This window comes from Mesorhizobium sp. M1A.F.Ca.IN.020.06.1.1 (assembly GCF_004023265.1).
Classification (GTDB): Bacteria; Pseudomonadota; Alphaproteobacteria; order Rhizobiales; family Rhizobiaceae; genus Mesorhizobium.
This window is the reverse complement of the sequence record NZ_RZSR01000680.1, coordinates 1-3,368: the sequence shown is the minus strand read 5'-3', so window position 1 is coordinate 3,368 and position 3,368 is coordinate 1. Positions and strand designations below refer to the sequence as shown.

3 protein-coding genes are annotated in these 3,368 nt (G+C 66.1%); all 3 read left to right on the top strand.

Annotation, left to right across the window (positions count from 1 at the left end; translation table 11 throughout):
* Nucleotides 1-141 precede the first annotated feature (141 nt).
* A complete protein-coding gene (locus EOA60_RS24925; protein WP_127335705.1) occupies nt 142-2,127 on the top strand; it encodes a hypothetical protein in 1,986 nt (661 codons plus the stop codon).
* 11 nt (nt 2,128-2,138) lie between these two features.
* Entirely contained in the window at nt 2,139-2,531 is a 393-nt protein-coding gene (locus EOA60_RS24920; protein WP_245460830.1) for a hypothetical protein, read from the top strand.
* 81 nt (nt 2,532-2,612) lie between these two features.
* A partial coding sequence (locus EOA60_RS24915) for a lysozyme (protein ID WP_128312053.1) occupies nt 2,613-3,368 on the top strand: 756 nt, incomplete at its 3' end.

Below are 3,368 nucleotides of genomic sequence, written 5' to 3'. Positions count from 1 at the left end.
GCGGCGGCGGTGGTGGTGGCGACGGCGGCGGCGCCGGCGGGGCCGGCGGCAACGGTGTGGTCGTCATCTTCGAATTCGACTGATCGCGGCATCGTCACCCTCGCCTAAGCCAACCACTCACACACATTCGGATTGGGACAAATGAATCCCTTCAGCTACGGCAATGTCCTGACCGCTGGCCAGTGGAGCTATCTGTTCTCACAGAAGCAGGACGCGCTCGGCTATACCCCGGTGAACCGGGGCGGCGACACGATGCAAGGGCCGCTCAACACCCAGGCCTCTACGTCCGACGGCGCTGGATTCAGCATCCCTCCTGGCGCTGCTCCGGGAGTACCGGTCGACGGCCAGATCTGGATGACCATCTTTGGGCTCTTCTTTCAGATCGGCGGGAAAACGATCGGACCGATCGCCAACGGCACTATCGTTGGCCCTTCGAGTTCCGTGGTGGGCGACATTCCCGTTTTCTCCACGACCGGCGGCACTGCCCTTGCTGACAGCGGGATCTCGCTCGCATCGCAGCTCCCCAACCTCATCCTGGCTACTCCAGCCTTCGGAAGTGGAGTGCCCGCATTCCGAGCGCTGATCGGGGCTGATCTACCCACGCCGCAGCCGGTGGCCCTTGGTGGCGTAAAATCTGCGGCCGCTCCTCCCCATCAGTTCGGGACGGGTGTCGATACCAGCGGTAACCCGACGTTTGCGCAGCCTGCAATCAGCGACGTCTCGGGCCTTGCCGCGAACATGCTGGCCTTTCTTGCCGGCGGCACGAGCGCCCAGCTCGCCGCGGCGATGGTCGACGAGACCGGTAGCGGTCCGCTTGTCTTCGCCACAAACCCGACCGTTGCCCTTGGCTCGGCCTCGACCGCCGTCACCCAGACGCCCGGCGACAATTCGACCAAGCTGGCAACGACGGCCTATGTGCAGGCAGCGATCTTCGCCACCACGACGCTGCCGGCGACCAGGCTGGCCACGACCACCGCGCTTCCGACGGTCACCTATGCCAACGGAGCATCCGGCGTCGGTGCCACGCTCACCGCCTCTGCCAACGGTGCTTTAACCGTCGATGGCGTAGCCGCGAACCTCAACGACGTGATCCTGGTCAAGAACCAGGCCTCGTCGTTCCAGAACGGCATCTACACGGTCACGGCGACCGGTAGCGCCGGCGCGCCTTTCGTCCTGACGCGTGCGACCTACTACAATCTCTCCGCCGACATCGATCTTGGCGACCAGACTTTCGTGACGGGTGGAGCGACGCAGGGCGCCACGACCTGGACGCAGAATGCCAAGGAAAACCCGGTCATTGGGACCGACCCGATCACGTTCGCCCAGACGGCGGGCGTTGGTTCCTACACAGCCGGCAACGGCCTCGTCCTGGCGGGCACGCAGTTCGCGATCGACACGACGATCGTCACTGACCTGTCCTCGGCGCAGTCGCTCTCCAACAAGACGCTGGTGAGCCCGGCACTCAGCGGCGTGCCCACCGCGCCGACTGCAGCGGCAGGCACGAATAGCGCGCAGATCGCCAGCACGGCATTTGCTGCGGCCGCTGCGGCGACCGCAGCTGCCGGCTCGCTTGTCAACGTCCAGGTAAAGACTGCCTCGGGCACCTATACGCCTACGGCAGGCGCAAGCCGTGCAATCGTCTTCGTGACGGGCGGCGGCGCTGGCGGCACGACCGGCACCGGCAGCGGCAGTGAAAGCGGCGGCGGCGCTGGTGGCACGAGCATCTTCCTCATGAGCGGTGTCTCGGCACAGACCGTTACAATCGGTTCGGGCGGCGCTGCTGGCGCCGCAGGTGGATCATCCGCGTTCGGCACTGTCACCGCGAACGGCGGCTCTGCGGCAGCCTCTCAGAACGTTGGTGGTCGCGGCGGCGTCCCCGGCACAGGCACGCTTAGCATTGGTGGCGGCGACGGCGGCTCCGGCACCAATGCGACCGGCAACTCCCAAGGCGGCGAGGGTGGCGCAAGCTTCTGGGGCGGCGGCGGCGCGGGCGGCCAGACCGCCGGCGGCCACAACGCCGGCGCGGCTGCGCAGGCATTCGGCGCTGGCGGCGGCGGCGGCTCGTACAGCGCCGGCGCTGGCGGTGCCGGCGCACCCGGCGTCGTTCTCATACTCGAGTTCAAATAAGGATCGCATTCATGCAACTGGCAGTCATCCAAGGCACCGACGTCGTGAACATCATCGAGGGCGACCCGACCTTCACGCTCGACGGCTTCACGATCGTCCCGCTCGCGGAGCCGGGCTATATCGGCGGCACCTATACCAATGGCGCGTTCAGCGCTCCCCCGGCACCGCCTGCCGTTGTCCCGGAAAGCGTGTCGGCTCGGCAATTCCACCTCCAGCTAAGCGTTGCCGGGTTGCGCGCCCAGGTCATCGCCTGGATCGGAACGCAGCCTGTCGAGGTGCAAGACGCCTTCGAATACAGTGGAAGCTTCGTGCGCAACGAGCCGATGCTGGAAACCGGCTTCGCCGCGCTCGGCTACACGTCGGCCCAGATCGACGCGTTCTTCACGGCCGCCGCGCTGCTCTGACGGCGGGCACGCACGCCGGCGTCGACTCGAGTCCTCGTTCTCATCTGATCAAGCTGCCCTCTAGGGCGGAAAGGAAGTGTTATGCGTCTCGTCGCTGACGTGCGCCGCGTGGTGCTGTTGTCTCTGAGTTTCTGGATGCAGGTGTTCGGCCTCGCCGTGCTCGTGCTGCCGGAGCTCTGGTATCGCGTGACCGGCCAGGACTATGACCCAAACGTCGCATGGTGGCTCGGCGTGCTCCTGCTGCTCGCCGGCATTGTTGGCCGGGTCTACCAGCAGGGACTGTCGCCATGGAAGGAATGGATCCGCATCATTGCCGTGGCGGCGATCGCCTTCGCGTTGGCGCTTCTGCTCGCCTGGCCTTCGAGCGCAAGCCCCTTGGCTGGCAGTCCTGCGACCGAGGCACAGACGCTCGACATCGCCGTGCCGTTCATCGCCAAGAAGGAAGGCGAAAAGCTGGTCGCCTATAGGGACTCCGTTGGCGTCCCAACTATAGGCTTCGGCCATACCGCCAATGTGCACATGGGCATGGTGATCACGCACCAGCAGGCGCTCGATCTGCTGCGCCAGGACACCGCCGCGCACCGCACCGGGCTACACCGCTATTTCACGACGGAGACGATCAACGTCCGCCTGCCTGCTACGCGCGATGCCGCCTACACCTCGTTGGCATTCAACGTCGGCGCTGCCGGGGCGGGCAAGAGCACCGCAACGCGCCGCCTCAACGCTGGTGACGTCGCCGGCGGCTGTCAGGCGCTGACCTGGTTCGATGAAGCCGGCCATAGGGTGCTACGCGGCCTATGGGAACGGCGCCAGCAGGAGAAGGCGCTGTGCATGATT

Excerpts from the sequence above, each read along its gene's own strand:
- EOA60_RS24920 (WP_245460830.1), top strand. The coding sequence starts at position 2,139 with ATGCAACTGGCAGTCATCCAAGGCACCGACGTCGTGAACATCATCGAG.
- EOA60_RS24925 (WP_127335705.1), top strand. The coding sequence starts at position 142 with ATGAATCCCTTCAGCTACGGCAATGTCCTGACCGCTGGCCAGTGGAGC.